Raw genomic sequence first — 20,488 nt, 5'->3', positions numbered from 1 at the left:
AACCGACCACACCTCGAGGGAGAAGAGCCGATGCAAAGCCGCACAGCACGCCAGACGCTGGTTGAGGCAGACAGGGAGCACCTGATCCACCCGCTGCACTTCCCGGCCGACCACACCCCGCCCCTGGTGGTGGCGGAAGCACAGGGCGCAGTGCTGAAGGATGTGGACGGACGGGAGTACATTGACGGCCTGGCCTCCCTGTGGAACGTCAACGTCGGCCACGGCCGCGCCGAGCTGGCGGAGGTCGCTGCCGCACAGATGCGCCGCCTGGCTTACACCAGCGCCTACGTGGGGTTCACCAATGAGCCCGCCGTGCGCCTGGCGGAACGGCTGGTCGGGCTGGCCTATCCCAACCTCTCCGGCGTCTACTTCACCACCGGGGGCGCTGAGTCTACCGAGACCGCCTTCAAGATCGCCCGCTACTACTGGCGGCGGCGCGGCCGGCCGCAGAAGTCCAAGATCATCTCCCGGATCCACAGCTACCACGGCGTGACCCTGGGGGCGATGAGCGCCACGGGGATGCCCGCCTTCCAGCGGATGTTTGGGCCACCGGTCCCGGGCTTCGGCCACATCCTGCCGTCGTATCCCTACCGCTACCCCGGCTCACAGGCCGACGCCCTGGAGGCGGCGCTGCAGGCTGAGGACCCGGACACCGTCGCCGCCTTCATCGCCGAGCCGGTGATCGGTGCAGGCGGGGTGATCCCTCCCACCCCGGACTACTTCCCCCGGGTGCGTCAGATCTGCGACGAATACCAGATCCTGTTCATCGCCGACGAGATCATCACCGGTTTTGGCCGCACCGGTCGCTGGTTCGCCCTGGAGCACTGGGGCGTGCAGCCGGACATGGTCACGTTTGCCAAGGGGGTGACCAGCGCCTACCTGCCGCTGGGCGGGGTTATGGTCTCGCGGGAGATCCACCGGACCATCGCTGAGGCCCCGCCCGCGGAGCGCTTCATGCACGCGGCCACCTACTCCGCCCACGCCACCTGCTGCGCGGTGGGCCTGGCCAACCTGGACATCCTGGAGCGAGAGGCCCTGGTGCCCCGGGCGGGGACGCTGGGCGAGCGCCTCCTCCAGGGGCTACGCACGCTGGCCGACCTGCCGGTGGTGGGCGATGTGCGCGGCCTGGGCCTGATGTGCGGCCTGGAGCTGGTCGAGGACAAGGCCGCGAAGACCCCGGCCGTCGGGTTGGGTGCCCGGGTGCTGGCCCAGGCGCGGCAGCGCGGGCTGGTGGCGCGCATCCGTGTGGGGCAGAGCGGTGAGCACCCCATCGGCGACGTAATCTGCCTGGCGCCGCCGTTTGTCACCACCGAGGCGCAGATCGACCGGATCGTGCAGGTGTTGCGGGAGGCGATCGTGGCGTGTCTGTGAACGCGCGGTGCGGGACCGCGGCCGTTCTCCTGGCGGTGCTTCTGGCGGCCGGCACGGCGGATGTCGCCACCGGCGAGCAGGCTGCAGCAGCCGGTGCAGGCGGCGCCGGGCCCAGCGGCCAGCCCGTCAGCTTCACCACCTCCGATGGGATCACCCTGGCCGGGACGCTGTTTGGCAGCGGGCCTGCGGGTGTGGTGCTGGCGCACATGTTCCCCACCGACCAGACGAGCTGGCATCCCTTCGCCCGGCAGCTGGCAGCGGAGGGATTCCGCGCACTGGCCTTCGACTTCCGCGGCTACGGGCAGTCAGGGGGCCCGCGGCGCATCGACCTGATCGACCGGGACGTCCGGGCCGCTTCAGCCTACCTGCGCGGCCAGGGTGTGCAGCGGGTGGCGCTGGTCGGAGCCAGCATGGGGGGCACCGCCGCCATCAAGGTGGCGGCCGGGGACGGCGCCGGGGCTCTGGTGGTGATCAGCAGCCCGCAGGCCTTCCGGGGTCTTGTGGTGAGCAGCGCGGAGCTGGCCCGCCTGCGGATGCCCTCCCTGTGGATCAGCAGCGGGGGTGACAGCGTGACACCTGCGATGCGCGCCATGTACGCCGCCGCCGGGGGCGCTAGAACGCTGCACATCTACCCCGGCAGCGCCCACGGTACTTACCTTTTCGACTCTCCCTACGGCGCGGACCTCGCGGGGAGAATACTGGTCTTCATCGCCCGGGCGGTCCCCCCGCGGTGAAGGATTCCACCTCGACCATGGATGACGCCTCGTTCATCCTCCCCCACCTCCTCGTGGGCCGGGCGCCGCTGACGCCGGACGATGTCGCCAGCCTGAAGCGCCGCGGGGTAACTGCGGTGCTGTGCCTGCAGACCGACGAGGACCTGGCGGCTCTGGGGCTGGCCTGGGCCCGGCTGAAGGAATGGTACGATGCGGCGGGGGTCGAGGCGCACCACCTGCCCATTGAGGACTGGTCGCCGCAGGCCGTGATCGCCCGGATGGATGAGGCGGTACAGGCGGTGCGGCGGCTGCTGCGGCGGGGCCACGTCCTGTACCTGCACTGCACCGCCGGGGCCAACCGCTCCCCCAGCATCGCCCTGGCCTATCTCTGTAAGGTTCAGGGAGAGCCGATGGAGCGGGCGCTGTCCAGGATCATCCGCTGCCGGCCCCAGGCTGCTCCCTACCCTGAGGTTCTGGAGGCGCTGCGTCTCGCCCGTGGAGCCTGAAGCTCCCGCACCCCCCTGAGCCTTCGCCGCGGGGCTCAGGGTTTGCCACCGCTCCGCCTCAGCCCCGTGGCCTGAGGACCTCCTCGAGGGGCCGGCCGAGCAGCAGCCGCCCCAGCTTACGGTGGCCGATCCGCAGGTAGTGCTGCCGCCAGACGGCCACGACCTCCTCCTTGGTCTGCGCCCGGTCCAGTTGCGCCTTCACCCCTTCGAGGTAGGCGCGCTCCTCCTCTGGTGTGGCGAACTCCGGAAGTCGCGCCAATGCCGCCTCCCCCCTTTTGGTTGCTGCGACCTACCCGGCCCTGCCTCCCCCGCCACCACCACCGCCTCCGCCGCCTCCGGAGAGCCCTCCGCCGCCGCCCCCGCCTCCACTGGGCGGGGAGGCGGCCGTAGCCACTGTGCTGGTGAAGGCGGAGGTGAACGTGCGGAAGCTCTCCACCAGACTGACACCGTCCCCGCGCCCCCACCCTGAGGAGGGGGAGTACCAGCGCATGATGCCGCTTTGCTGCAACTCGGCCGCCGGGTAGAGGGCGCGGAGCTGGCGCAGCACCCGGTCGGCGACGCCCAGAGGAATGGCGTAGACCAGGTAGTGCTCCCACAGCGCCAGGGCGGGGACAGGCTGGTCCTTCATCTGGGAGAAGTCTCGCAGGAAGCGCTGGAACCCCCGCCAGCGACGGAACTCGTCGGCGCCCCCGGGCGAGCGCCGGTCAATGGCGAAGGCGAACAGGCTGAGGACCACACCCAGAGGAATGCCCTCCAGCACCAGGATCGCCGCCCGAGGCGCGGCCACGGCGAAGACGAAGAGGGCGAAGAAGGAGCCCGCGGCCAGGACGATTCCGCCGACCCGCACAGCAGTGCGCAGCAACGAGCTTTTCGTGTCGAACCAGCCGTGGCGCGCTGCCGCCCCGGTGACCAGGCGGGCCCACTGAGCAAAGCCCTCCTGCAGCCGCCGCTTCGCCTCTCCCCTGATGCCGTCACGCCGCGACACCTCCAGGGGTCGCCCCCGCCGCCCGAAGAGGATCTCCAGTGCCCTCCGCTCGTAGGTCTGCAGCGCTTCACCTCCCGTCGGGCTGACTGCGGTGGTCCCCCCCGCAGTCGCACTGCCTGCGGCCTCTCGCTCCCCTGCCCTGCCCCCGCTGGCGACGTCCCGGACAGGAGTGAGCACGTACTCGTCGTCGCCCCCGGCCTCCCGCTCCTCGATCCGGAGGTACCCGCGGCGGGCCAGGTCCATCACCGTGGCCACGAAGTCCTCGGGACGCACGCGGCGGAAGCGCCACAGGACGCCCAACTCCGCGGGTGGGTAATCGCCCGGCAGCTCCCGGTAGTATTCATCGGGGACGCGCGGCTCGGGTTCCCGCCCGAACCGCAGGTAAAGGTAGAGGAACAGGCCCAGCACCGCCACGGGGTAGGCGATCCATGCCCCCACAACGGCGCGGGCCTTCGCCCGCTCCCGGTTGGCCCGGGAGGCGAACCCGCTCTCCTCGGCCACGACCGCCTCCAGGGCCGCACGGTCGTGGCGCTTCGCCGCGTGCGGGACGACCCGTGGGGGGAAGAGGACGCGCCCCTCCACCATGGTGAAGGCCGGCAGCCCGCGCACGGCGAGGCGCACCAGTCCGTCCTCCACCGTCACCACCCCGTGCAGCGGCCCGTGGCCCCAGGCCCGGATCTCCTCCCTGCGCACCTGACCGGGCAACCGGACCGACACCACCACCTCCTCGGAGGGAACGTCCCACTCCGCGCCCACGAACTTCCAGTACACCTCAGCCACGTCCCGCCAGACCGTGACCACATCCGTCAGCAGGTAGGAGATCACAAAGGTGCGCGCCTCGTCCCGCGCCCGGTAGAACCACGTGATCTCCACCTGCCCGGGGCCGCGCCGCACCTGGAAGGTACCCGGCTGTTCACCGCCGGCCAGACGGTAGGCTCCGTGGTCATCGGCGACGCTGATCTCCCGGATCTCACCGGCACCCCGCAACACCACGTCGCGCGTGGCAAAGCGGAAGGAGCCGTCGAAGACGTAGGTGCGGCGCTCCACCACGCGCATGGAGCCGTCGGGCCGCACCTCCGCATCGATCTCCACACGGGAGAAGCGGAAGGACTTGGCCTCGGCCGGCCAGACCCACACCCCCACGCCGGCCGCGGCGACGGCGGCAAGAAGGAGCAGGTGGGCCGCGGGGAGCCTCACCGCGCGGTGCAGGCTGCTCGCCTGCCCGGGGCATTGAGCTGCGCTGGAGGCGTGGTCCCCAGGAACCGCATGCGATGCGTGGGGTGCCCTAGGCCGTGGCCGCCGCCCGGTAGCGAGCCACCCCCTCGGCGATGCGCCGCAGCGCCTCCTCGATATTGGGCACGGAGTTGGCGTAGGAGAGACGCAGGTACCCCTGGCCGCCGGGGCCGAAGGCCGTTCCCGAGAGTACCGCCACGCCCATCTCGTTCAGCAGGAAGGAGGCCAGGCGGGCGCTGTCCGGGTCCACGGCTCTGGTGTTGGGGAAGACGTAGAACGCTCCCCGCGGCGTGCGGCAGGTGATGCCCTCGATGGCGTTCAGCCCTTTGACCATCAGGTCGCGACGGCGGCGGAACTCCGCTACCATGCGGTCCACCGAGTCCTGCGGCCCGCGCAGCGCCGCGGCACCGGCCACCTGGGTGAAGGCCGCGGCGCAGGAGGTGGCGTTGGTGGCCAGCTGGGTGATGCGCTCCGCCAGCGGCACCGGCATCACTCCGTAGCCCAGGCGCCAGCCGGTCATGGCGTAGGTCTTGGAGAACCCGTCGAGGATGATGGTCCGCTCACGCATCCCGGGCAGGCTGGCGATGCTTGCCGCCTCCACGTCGTAAGTGATCCGCCCGTAGATCTCGTCGGAGAGGATCCAGGCGGAAGTCGGCGCCACCGCCCCAGCGATGGCCTCCAGGTCCTGCAGCGAGAGCACAGAGCCACAGGGGTTGTGGGGGGAGTTGAGGACGACCAGCTTCGTCCGCGGGCTGATCAGGCGGCGGAACTCCTCCGGATCGATCCGAAAATCGTTCCCCTCCCGCAACAGCAGCGGCCGCACCGTGCCTCCGGCAAAGCGGGCCATGGAGTCGTAGATGGGATAGCCCGGGTCGGGCACGATCACCTCGTCGCCCGGCTCTATCAGGGCCAGCATGGCGAAGAACATGATGGGCTTGGCGCCGGTGGTCAGCACCACCTCCTCCGCAGAGACATGGAAGCCGCGGGTCCGGCCGACGTACTCGGCCACCGCTTCGCGCGCCTCCCACAGCCCGGCCGTGGGCGTGTAGTGGGTGAACCCGTCGCGCAACGCCTGGACCGCGGCGTCCTTGATGTTCTGTGGGGTGTCGAAGTCGGGTTCCCCCACCTCCAGGTGGATGATGTGCCGTCCCTGCCGTTCCAGCGCCTTCGCCCGCGCCAGGACCTCGAACGCCGTCTCGGTCCCCAGCAGGTTCATACGTCCTGCCAGACCCAGCTCCACTGTCCCGCCTCCTTCACCAACGAATGCTCAGGCTCACTTCCCCCTTCGCCGCCCTGCCGGGCTCTCCCTGCGCCCGATGCGGCCGCCGCCTGCGGCCTGATGCGGCAACGGTCGCCTCCGGCCGCAACCGGGTGCTAGAATGGTGGCCGGTGCGCCTCATCCATCAAGGTCTGGGCAACATCGGCCTGGGCATTGCCCGCCTGGCTCTTGAGCGCGGACACACCATCGTCGCCGCCTGCGACCTGGACCCGGCGAAGGCCGGACGGGATCTGGGCACCCTGCTGGGGACCTCTCCGCTCGGCGTGGAGGTGACCACGGATGCGGAGGCCGCGCTGCGCACCCCCGCCGACATCCTGGTCCACTGCACCGGGTCGCGCCTGCGCACGGTCCTACCCCAACTGGAAGCCGCGGTCCAGGCCGGGCTGGACGTGGCCTCCACGTGCGAGGAGCTGGCCTACCCCTGGTACCACCACCCCGCCGAAGCACGCCGCCTGGACGAGGCGGCACGGCGCCGCGGCGTCACCGTGGTGGGGCTGGGCGTCAACCCGGGGTTCGTTATGGACGCCCTGCCCATCATGCTCACCGCCCCCTGCCGTCAGGTGACCCGGATCTCCGCGGAGCGGGTGGTGGACGTGAGCACGCGCCGCGAAGCGCTGCAGCGCAAGGTGGGCGTGGGGCTCGCGCCGGAGGCCTTCCAGGCCGGGGTGCGCCAGGGGAGCCTGGGGCACGTGGGGCTGGGGGAGTCCGCGGCGATGATCGCCGCCGCTCTGCAGTGGGAGGTGGGGCGGGTTAGTGAGGAGATCGCTCCGGTCGTCAACGGCGGGGTGGTACGGGGCCTGCACCAGGTGGCCCGCGCCTACCGCACCGGGGACGGCGATGAGCCCGCCGTGGTCCTGGACCTGGTCATGGCGCAGGGCGCGGCGGACCCGCACGACGCCATCACCATCCACGGGCTGCCGGAGCTGCATCTGGTCATCCCCGGAGGGATCCACGGCGACCTGGCCACGTGGGCCATCGTGACCAACGCCCTGCCAGTGATCAAGGACGCCCCGCCCGGACTGCTCCCGGTCTACCGCCTCCCCCTGCTGCACCTGGTGCCATAGTCCCCCGCAGGAGCCGCTGCCCCTCAGGCGGTTGGCCTTGTGCGGCGCCCTCAGCTGCTGCGGCAGTCCGACTTCCTGCGCTCTGCGGCCTGCTCTCCCCCGCCTCCGGCCTGTCCTCCTCCACCCGCGGCCTGGCCTCGGGCGGGGTGGCCCGCGCCAGCGTGACCACTGCAACCCGCCCGGCTCCGGCGCGCCGCAGCGCCGCCGCGCACTCCGCCGCCGTGGCCCCGCTGGTCATGACGTCGTCCACCAGGAGGACGGCCCTGCCCCGCACCATCCCCGCACCGGTAGCCGGGACGGAGAAGGCGCCGGCCACGTTGGCCCATCGCTGCCTCAGGCCCAGCGCGCTCTGCGGCGCCGTGGGCACGGTCCGCTCCAGCCCGGACGGCAGGAGGGGGAGATCCAGCGCCTCGGCCACCGCTGCGGCCAGGAGCAGAGCCGGGTTGAAGCCGCGCTCCCGCTCGCGCGATGCATGCAACGGCACCGGCACCACCAGGTCCGCCTCTCCCAGCGCAGGCGCCTCCCGTACGAAGGCGGCCAGCATCCGGCCCAGGACCGGGCCCAGCTCGCGGCGCCCCTGGTACTTGAGTCGGTGCACCGCCGTACGCACCGACCCTTCGAACACAGCCAGGGCTCGGGCGGCGGCAAACGGCGGTGTACGGTCGGTGCAGGTCCGGCAAAGTGAGGCCTCGGAGCCCCCAAGGGGGCAGGCGCAGCGGCAGCAGAACGGCACCGGTACGGGGGCAAACCCCGCGCGGCAGCGCGCGCACAGCGGCCCCTCCCCCACGGTCCGGCAGACCACGCAGCGTGGGGGGTAGAGCAAGTCGAGGAGCCCAGCCAGCACACCCTATTCATCGGCAGGCCGGGGCCGATTTACCGGCGGCGGGGTCTCCTAAAAGGTGTCGACGAATAGATAACCAGAGAGGGGGTGGTCGGCCGTGCGGTCTGCGGGCATATTGGCGAGAGTCCACAAGCACAGCATCAGGCTCAGAACCTTGTGGCTACTTCCGCTGGTGATAGTAAGTTACGCCGTAGCACAAGAGCCCCTTCATAGTTCGGCAACTCTCCAGGACGAGAAGGCCATGAAATTCATAAGGCTGGAAGGCCACACGGGCAAAGTGACATCACTCTCATTTTCCCCTGATGGCCACCTGGGTAGCGGCAGTGCTGACAAGAACATCATCATCTGGGACGTCCAAACTGGCAAAGAGAAGATGCGGCTGACCGGACACAAGGGTGCGGTGAGGGCTGTTGCCTACTCTCCAGATGGCAGATATGTGGCCAGCGGCGGGGACGATGCCACGACGATACTTTGGGACGCACGGGCCGGTGAATCGAGGAAGAGACTAACCGGGCATACCAGTTGGGTGACATCTGTGGCCTTTTCGCCAGACGGGAGCGCTCTGGCCAGCGTTGGAGCGGAGAGACTGATGATTCTGGGTAGAGAGCAGCTATTTGGACGGATCATCCTCTGGGATGCTCAGACGGGAGAGCGAAAGTGGATGGAGGATAGGCCCAGTTGGTTTATGTCGGTGGCCTTCTCGCCTGACGGGAAGACTCTGGCCATTGCCAGCCGGGACCGAACGGTCAGGGTCCTTGATGCCGCAAGGGGTACATGGAGGGCATCACTGGAAGGGCACAGAGATCTGGTGACGTCGGTCTCATTCTCGCCGGATGGAAGGACCCTGGCGAGCGGGAGCTGGGACGGGGTTCTGATACTCTGGGCAACTCAAACGTGGAAGGAACTGCTGAGGCTCAAAGGGCACCAGGACTTTGTCACCTCAGTTGCCTTCTCGCCAGCGGGTAAGATTCTGGCAAGCGGCAGCTTCGACGGTACGGTCATCCTCTGGGACGTCACACAGGGAGGGGTGCAAAGAGTTCTTCGAGGCCATCGTGGTCATGTAAATGCGGTAGCGTTTTCGCCTGATGGTAGGCGGGCAGCAAGTGCCGGTGACGATGCCCTGGTGTTTCTTTGGGATCTCCAGTAGCGCAGGCAGTCAGGTCCCTTCGGTCCAGGAGCGGAGGTAGCGCTCCTGCTCCGGAGTCAGGGCGTCGATGGCGATCCCCATTGCCTCCAGCTTGAGCCGGGCCACTGCGGCATCGATCGCTGCAGGCACCGGATAGACGTCAGGGACAAGCTGCCGCTCACCTCTGACCAGGTACTCCACCGAGAGGGCCTGGTTGGCGAAGCTCATGTCCATCACCGCGGCCGGATGCCCCTCCGCGGCGGCCAGGTTGAGCAGGCGGCCTTCCGCCAGCAGGGAGATGCGCCGTCCGTCGGAGAGCCGGTATTCGTCCACGTACTCCCGGATCCGCTCCTTCCCGGTGGCCATGGCCTCCAGCGCGGGGATGTCGATTTCCACGTTGAAGTGACCGCTGTTGGCCAGGACGGCGCCGTCCCGCATCCGCTCCAGGTGCTCCCGCCGGATGACGTCCCGGTTGCCGGTGACGGTGATGAAGACCTCCCCCACCTCCGCCGCCAGCAGCAGGGGCATCACCTGGTAGCCTTCCATCACCGCCTCCAGCGCCCGCAGGGGGTCCACCTCGGTGACGATGACCCGGGCCCCCATGCCGCGGGCGCGCAGGGCCACCCCCCGCCCGCAGAGGCCGTAGCCGCAGACCACGACCACCCGGCCCGCCAGCAGCAGGTTGGTGGCCCGCAGCAGCCCGTCGATGGTGGACTGGCCGGTGCCGTAGCGGTTGTCGAAGAGGTGCTTGGTCCGGGCGTCGTTGACGGCAATGATGGGATACCGCAGCGCGCCTTCCCGGGCCATAGCCCGCAGGCGGATAACACCGGTGGTGGTCTCCTCCGTTCCCCCTACGATCTCGGGCAGGAGCTCGCGCCGCTGCTCGTGCACCGCGGTCACTAGGTCGGCCCCGTCGTCCATGGTGATCTGCGGCCGCAGGTCCAGGGCCCGCTGGATGTGTCGGTAGTAGCTCTCCCGGTCCTCCCCCCTGATGGCGAAGACCTCCACCTGCTCCTCCACCAGCGCCGCGGCCACGTCGTCCTGGGTGGAGAGGGGGTTGCTGGCGCACAGTCGCACCGTGGCCCCGCCGGCCATCAGGGTACGCACCAGCGCGGCCGTCTCGCTGGTGACGTGCAGGCAGGCGGCGATGCGCATCCCCGCCAGCGGCCGCTCCCGGGCGAAGCGCGCACAGATGCTGCGCAGGACAGGCATCTCCCGCTCCGCCCAGGCGATTCGCGCCCGACCCTCGCCCACGGTGTCACGGCCGCGAACTTCAAATTCCATGGCACTTCCTCCAATCTCCGCCTGGAGCTTAAGAGGTCGAGCTGAGCATACAACGTGTCACCCTGGACCTCCAACAAGGAAGTTCATGCAGGCCCGATGCTCTTCCAGGGAATTCGACACTGACCATACGCCCGGCCGGTTTCGTTTTACGTCGGCATTTTGAGGGTTGACCGGCGGAAGGAATGATCTTACCATTTAGTAAGGCAGATTATACCTTAGGTGAACGCAACCGTGACCCTTGCGTCACTGTCGGTCAAAGGCCAGCTCGTGATCCCCAAGAAGATTCGCAAGGCCCTGGGCCTGCGCCCGGGAATGCGCCTGGTGATGGAGGTCGAGGGCGACCGGATCGTGGTGCGCCCGGCCCCGGCAGGACGGGCCGGTGAGCTGTACGGTCGGTACCGGGGCGTACCGCTGCTCGCAGACCTGGCGGCGGAGCACGAGCGGGAGGCCGCACGCGGCCGGTAGCACTGGTGCGGGTGGTCCTCGATTCCTGGGCGGTTCTGGCGTGGCTGCAGGGCGAGCCGCCCGGCGCAGTGGTCCGGGATCTGATCGACGCCATGGCCGGAGACGGAGAGGCGCACCGGCGCGCCCGCCGGGCGCTGCGCATGCGCCTGGAGGCCCTCCAGGTGGCCATCAGCGTCGTAAACCTCGGTGAAGTCTACTACCTGGTTGGCCGCCGGGCAGGCGAGCGGGAGGCGAAGGCGGTGGTTGCCGGTCTGCGCGGGCTGGGGGTCCAGGTGCTCCCTGTCGACGAGCCTGTGGTGCTCGCCGCGGCGTCCCTGAAGGTCCGGTACCCGGTTGCCTACGCGGATGCGTTCGCCGCAGCCGCGGCGAGAAGCGCCGCAGGGGTGCTGGTCACGGGTGACACGGAGCTCGCGCGGGTGAAGGAGATCCGAATCGCCTGGATCGGACCCGGTCCTCGTCCCTAGCGGTTGATGCGGTGTGAAGCCCGAGGCTACTCGATGAAGTCCTTCAGCCGCTTGGAACGGCTGGGGTGGCGCAGCTTGCGCAGGGCCTTGGCCTCGATCTGGCGGATGCGCTCCCGGGTGACCCCGAACTCCCGGCCCACCTCCTCCAGGGTGCGGGGGCGGCCGTCGTCCAGCCCGAAGCGCAGCTTCAGCACCTTCCGCTCCCGCGGCGTCAGCGTCTCCAGCACCCCTTCCAGCTGCTCCTTGAGCATGGTGAAGGAGGCCGCCTCCGCGGGGGCCAGGGCGTCCTGATCCTCGATGAAGTCGCCCAGGTGGGAGTCCTCCTCCTCCCCGATAGGGGTCTCCAGGGAGATTGGCTCCTGGGCGATCTTCAGGATCTCGCGCACCCGTTCTGCCGGCAGGCCCATCACCTCACCGATCTCCTCCGGCGTGGGCTCTCGCCCCAGCTCCTGCAGGAGCTGGCGGGAGATGCGCACCAGCTTGTTGATGGTCTCCACCATGTGCACGGGGATGCGGATGGTACGCGCCTGATCGGCCAGGGCCCGGGTGATGGCCTGGCGGATCCACCAGGTGGCGTAGGTGGAAAACTTGTAGCCCTTGCGCCAGTCGAACTTCTCCACGGCGCGGATCAGGCCCAGGTTGCCCTCCTGGATCAGGTCGAGGAAGAGCATTCCCCGCCCCACGTACTTCTTGGCGATGGAGACCACCAGGCGGAGGTTGGCTTCGATGAGGCGGCGCTTGGCTTCCGCGTCGCCCTTCTCCATCCGCTGCGCCAGGGTGACCTCCTGTTCCGGGGTGAGCAGGGCGACCTTGCCGATCTCCTTGAGGTACATGCGGACCGGGTCGTCGATGGAGATGGCGTCCAGGTCCGACTCCTCCTCTTCCTCCCCCTTGGGCTTCTCCTCCGTCTCCTTGGCCTCTTCTACAATCTCGATCCCCTGGCCGGAGAGGATGCTGTAGATGCGGTCGATCTCGTCGACGTTCTGCTCCGCCTCAGGGAACTGCTCCAGGATCTCGTCCTGGGTGAGGTAGCCCCGCTTGCGCCCCAGCTCGATCAGGCCGCGCAGCTCCGCGGTGAGTGGTCCCTTCTCCGCCGCCGCTTCCTCGGTTGTGGTCGCCGGCACCTGGGCCTTCTTCTTGGTCATGCGCTCCCGCCTAGTGCGCCGCCCGCTCCTCCGCCAGGGCCTGCCGCCGCACCTCCAGGATGGTGCGCTGAAGGTCTGCGACCTCTTCCTGCCGCCCCGCTGCCTCCGCCGCCGCCAGCCGCTGCCGCAGGGCCTGCAGCCGCTCTTCCAGGTCGGCCTGGCGGATGGTGCGCACGTTTCCGTGCACCACCTTCTCCCGGTCCTTCTCGGCGACCCCGTGGTCCTCAAACACGAGCTGCGTCAGCAGCGCCGCGCTTGCCTCGTCTGGCAGACGATCCCTCAGGACCTCCGCCGGCTCGTCCGTCTGCAGCAGGATCCGCGCCAGGTTGCGGTGGAGGGAATCGCGGAAGTCCTCGGCCGAAAGGTCGCGGCGCACCCGCCGCCGGATCTCCGGTGTCTGCACCATCATGTGCAGCAGCAGCCGCTCCGCCCGGAGGCGCTTCGTCCCCTGAACGGCAACCGGTGCCGGCGGCTGTGCCGCTCCCCGGCCCGACCGTCTGGTAGCAGCGAGGCGCTGGCGGAGCGCATCCTCAGAAATAATGAACCGCTCCGCAAGCGCCCGCAGGTACTCGGACTGGCGGACCGGATTTGCCACCGCCCCTAAAACAGGAAGCAATTCGTCGACCAGGCCCACCTTTCCTTCCACCGTACGCGGGTCGTGCCGGGTAAGCGCCTGCACCACCTGGTATTCGAACATCGGGAGAGCTTCGGTCAGGATTGTTCGAAATCGCTGGGGTCCCTCCCTCCGGAGGAAGGCGTCGGGATCGCTCCCGGCAGGCAGCACGGCCACACGCACGGCTACTTCCCCCTCCTCGAAGAGCTGCAGCCCCCGCTCGCTGGCGGCCCGCCCGGCCGTATCCGGGTCGTACACCACCACCGCACGCGGGGCAAACCGCTTCAGCAGCAACACGTGGTCCAGGGTCAGCGCCGTGCCCAGAGAGGCCACGGCGTTCCGGATTCCGAACTGGTGGCAGGTCAGCGCGTCCATGTACCCCTCGACCAGAACGACCTCGCCCGTTTCCCGGATCGCCTCCCGGGCCCAGTTGAGGGCATAGAGGGTTCTTCCCTTGTTGAACACCGGTGACTCCCGGGTGTTCAGGTACTTTGGGGTGGACTCATCCAGCGCTCGACCCCCGAAGGCCACCGTCCGCCCCTGCAGGTCCTGGATGGGGAAGACCAGGCGGTGGCGCAGGAAGTCGTAATGCCCCTCTCCGCCCGGGCGCGCCACCACCAGACCCGCCCGCTCCAGCACGTCCGGGGAATACCCCCGGCCGCGCAGGTGGCGCAGCAGCGCGTCCCAGGCCTGGGGCGCGCAGCCCAGCCCAAACTGTTGCGCGGTTTGAGCGTCGACCCCGCGCTGCCGCAGGTAGGCGCGCGCGGCCTGTCCCTCTGCCCCCGCCAGGTGCTCCCGGTAGAATGCCGCCGCCGCGTCCAGCGCTCGCAGCACCTGCTCGCGCTCACCCGCGGCCCGCGCCTCCTGTGCGGTGCGCTCCAGGCGGACACCGGTCCGCGCCGCCAGGTGCTCCAGGGCCTCGGGGAAGGAGAGGTTACTGGTGCGCATGATGAAGTCGAAGGCGTCGCCGCCCGCCGAGCAGCCAAAACAGTAGAAGAGGCCCCGCTCAGGGTCCACGTGGAATGAGGGGGTCTTCTCCTGGTGGAAGGGGCACAGCCCCTTATACTGCCGCCCCGCCTTCTTCAGGGCAACATGCTGGGAGACGAGCTCCACCAGGTTGATCCGCTGGCGGATCTCGTCCCGGGCTTCCGAACGTATGTTCGCCATCTTGCTTATATTATCATGTCGCCTTCTGCTTCTTCGCCTCCGCCAGCACCCGCTCGGCCACGTGGGCGGGGACCTCCTCGTAGTGGGAGAACTCCATCTCGAATGTGCCGCGCCCCCCGGTAATAGAGCGCAGGTCGCTGGCGTAACGCAGCACCTCCGCCTGCGGCACCTGAGCCTTGATCACCGTGGTCCCGTCCCCCTGGGGCTCCATCCCCAGGATGCGCGCCCGCTTGGCGTTCAGGTCGCCGATGATGTCCCCCATGACCTCCTCGGGCACCCGCACGGCCAGGTCCATGATGGGCTCCAGCAGCACCAGCTGCGCCTGCTGCGCCGCCTCCTTGAAGGCCAGCGATCCGGCGATCTGGAAGGCGATGTCCGAGGAGTCCACCGGGTGGTACTTGCCATCCACCAGGCGCACGCGGACATCCACCACGGGGTAGCCGGCCAGGACCCCTTCCTCCATCGCCTTGCGCACCCCCTTCTCCACCGAGGGGATGAACTGGTTGGGGATGGCTCCTCCGAAGATCTCGTCCACGAACTCAAAGCCTCCGCCCCGGGGCAGGGGCTCCAGGTCCAGGACGCAGACCCCGTACTGGCCGCGTCCCCCGGTCTGCTTGACGTAGCGGCCCTGCACGCCCCCGACCTTCCGCTTGATGGTCTCCCGGTAGGCCACCCGGGGCACCGCCAGGGTGACCTCCACGCCGAACTTGCGCCGCAGCCGGTCGGCGATGATCTCCAGGTGCGACTCGCCCATGCCGGAGATGACCGTCTGCTTCAGCTCCGTGTCCCGGTAGACGCGGACCGTGGGGTCCTCCTCCGCCAGGCGGTGCAGGGCGTTGGCCAGCTTGTCCTCGTCGGCGCGGGTCTTTGGCTCGATGGCCAGGGTGATGGCCGGCCTGGGGAACTGCACCGGCGGCAGCAGTATGGGCGCGTCCCTGGCGCAGAGGGTGTCTCCCGTCTCCGTCTCCAACAGCTTGGCCACCGCCCCCATGTCCCCGGCCGGAATCTCCCCCACGGCCTCCTGCTGCCTGCCCCGCAGGTAGTAGAGCGCCCCCACCCGCTCCATCCTGTCGCGCGTGGCGTTGTAGGCGGGCGCATCGCTGGTGAAGCGCCCGGTGTAGACGCGAAAGTAGGAGAGCTTCCCCACGTAGGGGTCGGCCATAGTCTTGAAGACCAGAGCGGCCAGCGGCTCCTCCACGCTGGGGCGACGGCGCACCTCTTCGTCGCCGCCCGGCCGCCTGCCCACCACCGGCGCCTCCGCCGCAGAGGGCAGCAGTGTGGTGATGGCGTCCAGCACCTGCGCCGCTCCGATGGTGCGCAGACCGGCGGCGCAGACCACCGGGACCAGCGTCCCCGCCCGCACGCCCTGGCGCAGTCCCCGCTCCAGGTCTTCCTGGGAGAGAGTCCCCTCCTCCAGGTACTTCTCTGTGAGGGCGTCGTCGGACTCTGCCGCCGCCTCCACCAGCCGCTCCCGGGCCGCCTGCACCTCCGCCCGCAGCTCAGAAGGAATCTCACCGGCGGATACCTGCCGCTCCGTCCAGGTGTAGGCCTGCAGGCGCAGCAGGTCCACCACCCCGCGGAACTGGGCCTCCGTGCCGATGGGCAGTTGCAGGGGCACGATGCGGCTGCCGAATTTGCCCCGCAGCGCCTCCACCGTGCGGGCGAAGGCAGCGTTCTCCCGGTCGAGGCGGTTGACCACCACCAGCCGGCAGACCCGGTTCTGGTCGGCGTAGGCCCAGGCCTTCTCCGTCTGCACCTCCACCCCGGCCACCGCGTCCACCACCAGCAGCGCCCCCTCGCAGACCCGCAGCGGGGCCACCATCTCGGCGATGAAGTCGGGGTAGCCCGGGGTGTCGATCAGGTTGACCTTGCGCTCCTTCCACTCCAGGGGCGCCAGGGAGGCGTTGATGGTGTGCCTGCGCCGCACCTCCTCGGGGTCGAAGTCTGTGGTGGTGGTGCCCTCGTCCACCCGCCCCAGGCGGTCGATGGCGCCGGCTGCGAAGAGCATGGCTTCCACCAGCGAGGTCTTGCCGGTGCCGCCGTGGCCGACCACGGCGACGTTGTGAATACGCTCAGGAGGATAGGGTTTCACGCGCGCACCTCAGTAGCCCTGATCTTTGTCCACCACGTTCAGCAGGGGCATCCCCGCCTGGAAGCGACGCAGGTTCTCGCACAACAGCGGCAGCGCCCGGTCGTAGTAGTCCGGTGCCGCGCCGGAAACATGCGGGGTGAGGATGACCTGCTCCAGCTCCCACAGAGGGCTGTCCTGCGGCAGCGGCTCCTGCTCGAAGACGTCCAGCGCCGCCCCGCGCAGCCTTCCCGCGCGCAGCGCCTCCACCAGCGCCGCCTCCTGCACGATGGGTCCCCGGGCCACGTTGATCAGGTAGGCGTCGGGTTTCATCAGGGCCAGTTCCCGCGCCCCGATCAGCCCCCGCGTCCGCGCCGTCAGCGGCAGGACGATCACCAGGTAGTCGGAGGCTGCCAGCACCTCGTCCAGGCCCTCCGGCGGGTAGACCCGGTCGACCCCCGGCACCTCCTGCGGCGTGCGCCTGGTGCCGATCACGCTCATGCCGAAGGCCTTGCAGCGGGCGGCCACCTCCCGGCCGATGCTCCCCAGCCCCAGGATGCCGGCGGTCTTCCCCCACAGCTCCTCGCCCAGCGCCGCGCGCCGGTCCCAGCGGCGGGCGGCCTGGTTGCGGATGGCCACCGGCAGCCGGCGGGCGAAGGCCAGCATCACCGCCAGGACGTGCTCGGTGATGGGCTCGGCGTGGATGCCGCTGCTGTCGGTGACAAGCACCTCCCCTTCCACCACCTCCGGGTGGAGGAGCTGGTCCACCCCCGCGGCGGTGGAGTGGATCCAGCGGAGGCGCTTCGCCTGCTGCACCGCCTCCCGCGGCACGTTCCACCCCACGATCACGTCCGCCTCCCGGGCCAGGCGGACCACCTGCGCCCGCTCCACGGTCTGCTCCACCAGGGCCCCCGGCGCAGCCTCCCGGATCATCTGCAGGTGGCGCTCGCCCACGTCCGCCACCACCAGGATGCGCAGCGGTGCGTTCACCGCCCCGCGTTCGCCTCCGCTCACAGCCTGTTCTCGCCTCCGCTCACAAGCCCGCCGTCGCCCCTGCTCAAGACCCTGCCCTCGCCCCAGCAGCTTCCCGCAGGCGCCGCAGGACGAAGTCGCGGTCCAGCGCCGCCAGCAGCCACCCCGCCTGGGGGCCACTGGTCTTTCCCAGGAAGGCCAGGTAGATGGCGCCGAAGGCCTCGGCGGGGGGCAGTCCCATGGTCGCCTTCAGCTCGTGGATCCGTCCGTGCAGCACCTCACCCCGCCAGGCCTCCGCCTGCTCCGCCACCTCCGCCAGATGGGCCAGGAACTCCTGTTGCCGCACCGACAGCTTCTCGGCCGCCCCCGGCAGGGCCGGCTGCACCTCGAACCTGTAGGCCTCCGGCGCGTAGCGGGCCAGCCAGCGGCGGGCGTCGCCCACCCGCTGCGCCAGCTCCTCCCTGTCCTCGGCGGTCAAGGGACCTCCCTTCTCCTCGGCCACCACAGCCTCGAGCTGCACCGAGGGGATCTGCAAAAGGTAGGCCACCTTGCTGAAGCGGGGCCGGGCCACCTCCGGCCGCGTCCCGTCGGTGCGGGCGTACCAGTAGGTGCGGGCCAGTTCCGGATCGTCCACCTGGCCGAGGAAGGCCCGGGCCGCTCGGTCGTACTCGTCGTAGAGCCGGGGGATGGTCTCGCCCCCCGGGTCGAAGTTCTTTTGCTCCCGGTAGTGCAGGCGGACCATCAGGAAGCGCGCCAGCTCCGGACGGAGGATCTCCAGGAACTCGTGGGCCAGCACTCCGCGCCCCGCGGAGCCGCTCATCTTCCTGCCGCCCACCAGCAGAAACTCGTAGGGGATGGGGAACGGCGGGGGGTAGTTGAAGATACGCTGCACCACGGCGCTGGCGGTGTCGTGGGAGCCGCCGCGGGTGAAGTGGTCCTTCCCCGCCCCCTCCACCGTCACCCCCAGCACCCACCACTTGGCCGCCCACTCCACGCGGTAGATGAGCTTCGCCCCTCCGTCGAAGGGGGAGCGCCGCCCGCGGTGGCCGCAGCCCCGGGTCCAGGTGACCTTCTCCGGCAGGCACTCGTAGGAGACCTCCTCGCCGTCCCACCCTACCACCAGCGTGGTGGCGATCTTGCCGCAGGCCTCGCAGATCACCTGCAGGGGGTGGCGCTCCGCCCGCCGGCTGCCGCTGATCTCCCGGTCGATCTCCATGATCTCCGCCGCCCGGTCCAGCACTCGCCGGATGGCCTCATTCATCCGCCCGCTGCGGTAGAGGTCGCTCCCCCAGTACGGTGTCGGGGTGCAGCCCAGGCGCTCGTAGACCTCGATGAAACGGCGGCTGTAGAAGTCGGCGAAGCTGGCGGCCCCGGGGGGTGGCGCGGGGACGCTGGCCAGGGGCACGCCCAGGTAGGGGGCGAACTGCTCCCGGTCCAGGTAGGGCGGCACCGCATCCAGCGGGTCGTAGTCGTCGAACCCGTAGAGGAACTCCGTGTCCACGCCCCGCTCGCGCAGACCCCGGGTGATGGCGTCGTGCAGGACGACGCCTTTGAGCGACCCGATGTGCGCGAAGCCGGAAGGGCTCCAGGCGTCATTGACCACGTGGGCCCCCCTGCCGCGCGCCTTCAGGATCTCTTCAACCAGGAGATCCACCCACACGCACACGCACCCCTACAGACTTGCATCCGGGGATAAGCCCAGATCGAGGGAAGGGACGGCCAGATCCTTGACGGACGCGCTACCTTCCTTCGCCCCGGATACCGCCGCTTCCTGGTGCGATCCGGACACCATTGCCTGCCCCGGACACCGTTGCCTGCCGGCACCACCTCACCGCCCTCAGCAGGCCTCTCCCCTGCCAGCGCCACCTCACCTGGTGCCCTCAGCAGGCCTCTCCCCTGCCAGCGCCACCTCCTCACCTGATGCCGCCAGAAGGGCCCTCGCCTCCCCTGCCAGGTAGAACGACCCCGTAACGCAGACCAGGTCCTCCGGCCCCGCCGCCGCCAGCGCCCGCCGGACTGCGGCAGCACAGTTCCGCTCTACCTCCACCTGCGGAGCATACACCCGCACCACCTCCGCCAGGGCCTGCGGGTCCACCGGCCGGAAGTGGTCCGGAGTCGTCGTGATGACCAGGTCGGCCAGGGGCACGATCACCGCGGAGGGGCCCTCGTGGTCGTGGGAGGCCACCATGCCGAAGACCAGGACCAGGCGGCGTCCTGGCCACACCTCCAGCAGGGCGTCCCGCAGCGCCTGCATCGCCGCCACGTTGTGGGCCACGTCCACCACCCCCAGGGGACGTGTCCGCACCACCTCCACCCGGGCAGGCCAGCGCAGCCCCTCCAGGCCCCGGCGCACCGCCTCAGGCGGCAGAGGGAAGCCGCAAGAGCCCAGCTCCTCGGCGGCCACCACCGCCGTGGCCGCGTTCAGCGCCTGGTGCCGCCCGACCAGCGGAAGCCGGATCATCCCGTAGTCGCACGCACCGCGCAGCCACAGGACCTGCCCGGACGCCGACATCGCCCTGGTCTCCCACCGCGCCCGGTCGGCCACGCGCACCAGGGAAGCGCCGGCCTGGGCGCAGGCCTCCCGCAGGCTGACCTCCGCCTCCTGCGGCTGGGGGGCAGCCACCACCGGACGCCCCGGACGGACGATGCCCGCCTTCTCCCCGGCGATGGCCCAAAGCGTGCGCCCCAGCGCCTCCATGTGGTCGTAGCTTATGGGGGTGATCACCGATAGCCTAGGATTGCAGGCGTTGGTGGCATCCAGCCTCCCGCCCATCCCCACCTCCAGCACTGCCAGGTCCACGCGGCAGCGGTGGAAGTACAGCAGCGCCAGGGCCACGGAGGCCTCGAAGTAGGTGGGGACGCCCTCCGGGTCCGAGGCGCCGGCCTCGACCGCGGGCCGCACCTCATCCACCAGGCCGGCCAAATCCTGCGGCGCTATCAGCCCGCCGTCGACCTGGATCCGCTCGCGGTAGTCGACCAGGTGGGGTTTGGTGTAGAGGCCGACGCGCCTCCCGGCGGCCGTCTCCACCGCCGCCAGCATGGCCGCGGTGGACCCCTTCCCCTTGGTCCCCGCCACCAGCACCGTGGTCAGGCTGCGCTCCGGGTGCCCCAGCCGGGCCAGCAGGCGGCGGGCTCGCGCCAGGTTGGTCTCGCGGCCCGGCGGGCGCGGATACCGGCCGCCGTCCAGCAGGC

Annotated in this window: 18 protein-coding genes; 7 read left to right on the top strand and 11 right to left on the bottom strand. The window is 69.9% G+C overall.

Going from position 1 to position 20,488, the window contains the following annotated elements:
* The first annotated feature begins 30 nt into the window (after positions 1-30).
* Genes QN152_10585 through QN152_10575 form a run of 3 tightly spaced genes read left to right on the top strand, consistent with a single transcriptional unit; the run spans position 31 to position 2,590 of the window.
* Positions 31-1,371, top strand: coding sequence for an aspartate aminotransferase family protein (locus QN152_10585; protein MDR7539956.1), 1,341 nt, complete (start codon positions 31-33; stop codon positions 1,369-1,371).
* Positions 1,362-2,105, top strand: coding sequence for an alpha/beta hydrolase (locus QN152_10580; GenBank protein MDR7539955.1), 744 nt, complete (start codon positions 1,362-1,364; stop codon positions 2,103-2,105). The genes QN152_10585 and QN152_10580 overlap by 10 nt, the downstream gene beginning before the upstream one ends.
* A gap of 17 nt (positions 2,106-2,122) precedes the next feature.
* Positions 2,123-2,590, top strand: coding sequence for a dual specificity protein phosphatase family protein (locus tag QN152_10575; protein MDR7539954.1), 468 nt, complete (start codon positions 2,123-2,125; stop codon positions 2,588-2,590).
* A gap of 58 nt (positions 2,591-2,648) precedes the next feature.
* Here QN152_10575 and QN152_10570 read toward each other — a convergent pair whose 3' ends face one another.
* The 3 genes from QN152_10570 to QN152_10560 all read right to left on the bottom strand — a co-directional run bounded on the left by QN152_10570 (position 2,649) and on the right by QN152_10560 (position 6,048).
* Positions 2,649-2,849 (bottom strand): hypothetical protein, encoded by a 201-nt coding sequence (locus tag QN152_10570; GenBank protein MDR7539953.1) that lies wholly within the window; start codon positions 2,847-2,849, stop codon positions 2,649-2,651.
* 30 nt (positions 2,850-2,879) lie between these two features.
* On the bottom strand, positions 2,880-4,772 hold the full coding sequence (locus QN152_10565) for a DUF2207 domain-containing protein (GenBank protein ID MDR7539952.1): 1,893 nt from the start codon (positions 4,770-4,772) through the stop codon (positions 2,880-2,882).
* Positions 4,773-4,860: 88 nt separating this feature from the next.
* Positions 4,861-6,048: a pyridoxal phosphate-dependent aminotransferase gene (locus QN152_10560; GenBank protein ID MDR7539951.1), complete on the bottom strand. Its 1,188-nt coding sequence runs from the start codon at positions 6,046-6,048 to the stop codon at positions 4,861-4,863.
* 149 nt (positions 6,049-6,197) lie between these two features.
* Here QN152_10560 and QN152_10555 point away from each other — a divergent pair, with 149 nt between their 5' ends.
* Positions 6,198-7,151 (top strand): dihydrodipicolinate reductase, encoded by a 954-nt coding sequence (locus QN152_10555; protein ID MDR7539950.1) that lies wholly within the window; start codon positions 6,198-6,200, stop codon positions 7,149-7,151.
* Here the strand turns inward: QN152_10555 and QN152_10550 are convergent.
* Positions 7,087-7,761 (bottom strand): phosphoribosyltransferase family protein, encoded by a 675-nt coding sequence (locus QN152_10550; GenBank protein ID MDR7539949.1) that lies wholly within the window; start codon positions 7,759-7,761, stop codon positions 7,087-7,089. The two genes, QN152_10555 and QN152_10550, sit on opposite strands and share 65 nt — an antisense overlap.
* A 472-nt stretch (positions 7,762-8,233) precedes the next feature.
* On the opposite strand from QN152_10550, the gene QN152_10545 reads away from it, so the two are divergent.
* A complete protein-coding gene (locus QN152_10545) occupies positions 8,234-9,139 on the top strand; it encodes a WD40 repeat domain-containing protein (GenBank protein ID MDR7539948.1) in 906 nt (301 codons plus the stop codon).
* 9 nt (positions 9,140-9,148) lie between these two features.
* Here QN152_10545 and ahcY read toward each other — a convergent pair whose 3' ends face one another.
* Positions 9,149-10,402, bottom strand: coding sequence for an adenosylhomocysteinase (gene ahcY / locus QN152_10540; GenBank protein MDR7539947.1), 1,254 nt, complete (start codon positions 10,400-10,402; stop codon positions 9,149-9,151).
* Positions 10,403-10,633: 231 nt separating this feature from the next.
* On the opposite strand from ahcY, the gene QN152_10535 reads away from it, so the two are divergent.
* Together QN152_10535 and QN152_10530 are read left to right on the top strand one after the other, a co-directional pair.
* A complete protein-coding gene (locus QN152_10535; GenBank protein ID MDR7539946.1) occupies positions 10,634-10,867 on the top strand; it encodes an AbrB/MazE/SpoVT family DNA-binding domain-containing protein in 234 nt (77 codons plus the stop codon).
* Positions 10,868-10,872: 5 nt separating this feature from the next.
* Complete coding sequence (locus tag QN152_10530; protein MDR7539945.1) at positions 10,873-11,331, top strand: PIN domain-containing protein; 459 nt, start codon at positions 10,873-10,875, stop codon at positions 11,329-11,331.
* A gap of 26 nt (positions 11,332-11,357) precedes the next feature.
* Here the strand turns inward: QN152_10530 and rpoD are convergent, their stop codons facing one another.
* From rpoD to QN152_10500, 6 genes are all read right to left on the bottom strand, one after another.
* Complete coding sequence (gene rpoD / locus QN152_10525; protein MDR7539944.1) at positions 11,358-12,476, bottom strand: RNA polymerase sigma factor RpoD; 1,119 nt, start codon at positions 12,474-12,476, stop codon at positions 11,358-11,360.
* Positions 12,477-12,486: 10 nt separating this feature from the next.
* Positions 12,487-14,256: a DNA primase gene (gene dnaG, locus QN152_10520; protein ID MDR7539943.1), complete on the bottom strand. Its 1,770-nt coding sequence runs from the start codon at positions 14,254-14,256 to the stop codon at positions 12,487-12,489.
* Positions 14,257-14,269: 13 nt separating this feature from the next.
* On the bottom strand, positions 14,270-16,348 hold the full coding sequence (gene fusA, locus QN152_10515; protein ID MDR7539942.1) for an elongation factor G: 2,079 nt from the start codon (positions 16,346-16,348) through the stop codon (positions 14,270-14,272).
* A gap of 9 nt (positions 16,349-16,357) precedes the next feature.
* Positions 16,358-17,338: a D-2-hydroxyacid dehydrogenase gene (locus tag QN152_10510; GenBank protein MDR7539941.1), complete on the bottom strand. Its 981-nt coding sequence runs from the start codon at positions 17,336-17,338 to the stop codon at positions 16,358-16,360.
* Between the two features lie 43 nt (positions 17,339-17,381).
* Positions 17,382-18,956: a lysine--tRNA ligase gene (gene lysS, locus QN152_10505; GenBank protein ID MDR7539940.1), complete on the bottom strand. Its 1,575-nt coding sequence runs from the start codon at positions 18,954-18,956 to the stop codon at positions 17,382-17,384.
* A 207-nt stretch (positions 18,957-19,163) separates the two neighbouring features.
* The coding region (locus tag QN152_10500) for a Mur ligase family protein (protein MDR7539939.1) at positions 19,164-20,488 on the bottom strand (1,325 nt) is incomplete at its 5' end.

It is taken from the genome of Armatimonadota bacterium (genome assembly GCA_031459715.1).
Taxonomy (GTDB): Bacteria; Sysuimicrobiota; Sysuimicrobiia; order Sysuimicrobiales; family Humicultoraceae; genus Humicultor; species Humicultor tengchongensis.
The sequence above is the reverse complement of the archived record's forward strand: the minus strand, read 5'-3'. Positions and strand labels throughout refer to the sequence as shown.

Bases quoted from the DNA above. Each gene is read 5' to 3' on its own strand.
- QN152_10585 (MDR7539956.1), top strand. From the start codon at position 31: ATGCAAAGCCGCACAGCACGCCAGACGCTGGTTGAGGCAGACAGGGAG.
- QN152_10575 (MDR7539954.1), top strand. From the start codon at position 2,123: ATGGATGACGCCTCGTTCATCCTCCCCCACCTCCTCGTGGGCCGGGCG.
- QN152_10545 (MDR7539948.1), top strand. From the start codon at position 8,234: ATGAAATTCATAAGGCTGGAAGGCCACACGGGCAAAGTGACATCACTC.
- ahcY (MDR7539947.1), bottom strand. From the start codon at position 10,402: ATGGAATTTGAAGTTCGCGGCCGTGACACCGTGGGCGAGGGTCGGGCG.
- rpoD (MDR7539944.1), bottom strand. From the start codon at position 12,476: ATGACCAAGAAGAAGGCCCAGGTGCCGGCGACCACAACCGAGGAAGCG.
- dnaG (MDR7539943.1), bottom strand. From the start codon at position 14,256: ATGGCGAACATACGTTCGGAAGCCCGGGACGAGATCCGCCAGCGGATC.